4 protein-coding genes are annotated in these 3786 nt (G+C 71.1%); 1 reads left to right on the top strand and 3 read right to left on the bottom strand.

What is annotated here, in order from left to right; all coding sequences use genetic code 11:
- From AB0N07_RS49920 to AB0N07_RS49910, 3 genes are all read right to left on the bottom strand, one after another.
- Positions 1-1187, bottom strand: a 1187-nt coding sequence (locus AB0N07_RS49920; protein ID WP_365847511.1) for a glutaminase, incomplete at its 3' end; no start/stop codon positions are given.
- Between the two features lie 10 nt (positions 1188-1197).
- Positions 1198-2205, bottom strand: a complete 1008-nt coding sequence (locus tag AB0N07_RS49915) for an IS481 family transposase (protein ID WP_365847509.1) — start codon at positions 2203-2205, stop codon at positions 1198-1200.
- Positions 2206-2370: 165 nt separating this feature from the next.
- Positions 2371-3513, bottom strand: a complete 1143-nt coding sequence (locus AB0N07_RS49910; RefSeq protein WP_350747661.1) for a hypothetical protein — start codon at positions 3511-3513, stop codon at positions 2371-2373.
- Positions 3514-3605: 92 nt separating this feature from the next.
- Here AB0N07_RS49910 and AB0N07_RS49905 point away from each other — a divergent pair.
- Positions 3606-3786 (top strand): hypothetical protein (locus tag AB0N07_RS49905; protein ID WP_365847507.1); only part of this gene is annotated, 181 nt, incomplete at its 3' end.

Here is a 3786-nt window from a genome sequence, read left to right as displayed (position 1 = left end):
ACGACGTCGAGCCTGTTGCCCAGCGCGCGGGCGAACCACTGGGCCACCAGCAGCCGGGCCGGACGGGAGATGGAGCTGACCGAGCGCATGTCCACCACGAGCGTCTCGAGGGCCTCCGGCAGACCGCGGCTGACGCGGGCGATCGCGTCCACCTGGCTGAAGCCGAGGTGACCACCCAGCTCCATCACGTGCACGGTGTCCGCGAACCGCCCGAGCGCCTCGAGGACGACGGCGCTGCGCGCCGTGCCCGAGGGCGCCTGATCTATCCGGTAGTGGGTGCGCAGAGCCGCGCGCGGGGAGCCTGTGACCACCGACGGGTGCAGCTCGAAGTCCTCGACGATGGTCCGCAGGGCGGCCATCGCCGCGACGCCGAGCCCGTTCTCATCCGTCGTGTCCGACTGCAGCGCCAGACCGAGGTTGCCCGGCACCACCACGAGCACCGTGCCGCCGCGCATGGACGCCCAGCCGGGCTGGCCGACGTCGTACGCCCACCGGGAGTCCCGGGTGTCCATGCCGCAGGAGTCCATCGCGGAGAGCACACCGCGGACCGTCTCCTCGCTCAGCACGCGGTCCCCGGTGACGGGGTGGACACCACCGTGCGCGAGGGTGCCGGCGAGCAGGGCGAGGTCCTCCACGGTCACGGCGGCAGCACGCACCGTGGCGATGTCCTCGAGCAGCGTCTCAGGGTCGGCGTCCAGGGTGTCGAGGGACTTCATCAGCCAGGCAGCGGACCGGGTGTGGTGCTGGGCGCGGTTCTCCGCGCGGGCGGCCGACTCCGTGACGGTGACCTCGCGGTCGAACAGCGCGGAGAGCAGCTGCATCATGCGTGCGGTTCGGTCGCGGCCGCCGCGGCCCTTCACGAGGGAGGCGGTGGCCACCGCGCCCGCGTTCTGCAGCGGGTTGTGCGGCAGACCCGTCACGGCGTCCACCTCGACCCGATGGTCCAGGTCGCGCACGGGGGCGGCGCCGACGCGCTCGCCCACCCGCACCGCGCCGAGATCCTCGAGGGCTTGGGCGTGGAACAGGGGAGAGGCGAGCGTGGCCAGGGGCACGGACGTCATGGATCCGGAGACGTAGCGGTGCCCGTCCACCATGAGCATCGCCACGCCCAGCGCGTCCGGGACCTCCCCCTCGCCCGCGTGGGCCGACGTGAGGCGATCGAGGTGCTCCTGGACGGGTGTGGTCATGGGTCACAGCCTAGTTGTAGGAGGGCATGACGTTGTTGACTCGGGCCGGGGCCAACGAGGCCGGCGGGGCGTTCCCGCAGGAGGTATGAGGCCGATGGTAGTTGTAGTGGTTCACCCACACCTGCAGGGCCTCACGCCGAGCTGTCTCTGAGGAGTACGGGCGGGCGTAGAGGACCTCGTCCACCATCAGCCGGTTGTACCGCTCGACCTTCCCGTTATGGCGCGGGGTGTAGGGGCGGATCCGGTGGTGCCGGCCCCCGAGCGAGACCACCTTCGCGGTGAAGTCCACGGCCCGGTAGTTGTTCCCGTTGTCCGTGATCACCCTGTCGATCCGGATGCCGTGGGCGGCGAAGAACGCCCGCGCCCGGCAGAAGAACCCGATCGTGGTCACCGCCTGCTCATCCTCCAACGCCTCGGTGTAGGCCAGGCGGGTGAACCCGTCGATCGCCGAGTGCAGGTAGGTGTACCCGACCCGCCGGCCAGGCCCGCGCTTGGCTGCTCGCGCGTTCTCGGAGTCCCGTCCGTGAGCACGCCAGCCTCCCCCTTCAGGGATGCGCCCGATCTTCTTCACGTCCAGGTGCACCATGTGCCCCGGAGCCCGGGCGGTGATCTTCTGCGGTCGTTGGCGCAGGTCCTCACCCGTGGGCGCGAGGTCTGGCAACCGGGAGATGCCCAGCCGGTGCAGCCACCTGCCCACCGTTCGGAGGCACACCTGGTGGCCTTCAGAGACCAGGTGGTGATGGATCCGGCGGGCCGACCACTTCTCCCTGCGACGCAGGGTCTGGATCTGAGCCACCACCTCGGGGTCGAGCTGGGCAGGTGAACAGTGCGGACGGCTGGGCCGGTCGAGCAGCCCGGCCTCTCCCTGGGCGCGGTAGCGGGCCACCCAGGTGGCCACCGTGGGCCGGCTGACGCGGAACTCGGCTGCGACATGGGCTTGGGGGATGCCGTCGTGCAGGTGGCGTTGGACCATCCTGAGTCGGCCGGTGGGAGTCAGGGGTGCGTTAGCGTGAGTCATGAGTGGGTCTCTTTGCGCGGATGGGTTGTGTAGGAACTTCCATCCTGCGGGAGAGGCCCACTCGTCTCATCTCAGCCCGGGGCCCGTGCCAAGAACCTCATGACCCACAACACCTAGTCAGTGGGGCAGGTCCGGGACAGCGTGGCGGAGGCGGTGACGGTGGCCTCAGAGCTGGTTGCGCACGGCCTTCATGGCCGTGGCCGCGTCGAACCAGTCCTGGCGCTCGTAGGGCGGCACGCCGAAGCGGAGCAGCCGCGCGTACCACTCGCCGAGCAGCTCCGGGGGCAGTCCCGCGTAGGCCTGCGGATTGAACCGCTCCATGAAGGCCAGAGACGTGGCCGGGATGCGCTCCAGCACGGGACCGGGGATGCCTTCCTCGTTGTAGAGGAGGGATGCGGCCTCCGGCCCGAGGACGCGCAGCACATACAGGGCCGCGAGGTCGTCGGCGAACACGGTGCCCCACTGCCGCGGCTGCCCCAGCACGGGCAGGTCCGGCAGGGCGAGATCGAGCCCCGCACGCTGCACCACTGCCTCGAGGAGGAGCCGCTTGCGGTGGTATTTCACCTCTCCGCGGTGGGCCACTGAGGCCAGCACGTCCACCAGCAGTTCCGGCCGGCGGCGCGCGCAGATGAGCATCGTGCCCGCCTCCGAGACGCCGGCCACGGGAGAGGCCGGCCCGAGCCCCAGGACCTCGGCCACCGGGGTCGTCCGCTGCGGGACCGGCCCGGTGAACGCCGCGGGCAGGGAGGAGGCCTGAATGTCGCCTGAGCCCAGCACGGCCAAGTCCAGTTCGTCCCGCAGCAGGATGCCGGCTGAGGACATGAACGCCTCGGTGCCGTGCAGGTTCAGGCCGAGATCCACCAGGTTGGTCTCCACGATGTGTGTGGGGAACCGCGAGTACACGGGGCGCTCCCGGGCGAACCGTCCGCCGAAGTCCAGGGAGACGAGATGGGCCTCCGGCATGAGGAGCCGGGCCGCTAGCGAGTCGAAACCGCCGGAGAAGTTCAACGCCTGCGCCGTGCCAGGCTCGCGGCTGCGGTCCGTGCCCGGAGCGTGCTCCACGCGGGCACCCGTCATCTCCGCGATGGCGCCGCTCAACCGCGGACCGATCGGCAGGTCGATCTGGACCTCGTCGAACACCGCGCCGCATAGACCGGCGTACACCGCGGCGATGAGATCCGGAGCCGGGGTGAAGGCGTAGGGCAGACGGAACCAGAGTTCCTGGGCTTCCCCGTCCCGATGGACAGCGCAGGTGACGACACCCTCGTTCGAGACGTCCACGTCCGTGAACGCGATCCTGTGGCCCATGTCCTGCTCCTGTCACCGTCGGACCTCGACCCTATCGCCAGCTCTCGGCTCAGCCACCGGCCGGCGCGGCCGCGCGGGCACAATGGGACCCGATGCCCACCCCCGTCGATCCCGTCGCCGTCCCCTCCGCCCTCTCCGCCGCCCTCGGCCGCCTCCGCGCCGGCCTGACGTTCACCGCCGCCCTGCCTGACCTCGAAGCGGCGCTGGACGCGCGCGGGGCGGCCGTCGTGGAGGCGCCCCCGGGCACGGGCAAGACCACCGTGGTCCCGCCCG

The sequence above is a fragment of the Streptomyces sp. NPDC051172 genome (genome assembly GCF_040682555.1).
In the GTDB taxonomy this organism is placed as follows: domain Bacteria; phylum Actinomycetota; class Actinomycetes; order Streptomycetales; family Streptomycetaceae; genus Streptomyces.
Note: the sequence above shows the minus strand (reverse complement) of the source record. Positions and strands in the feature narration are given on the sequence as shown.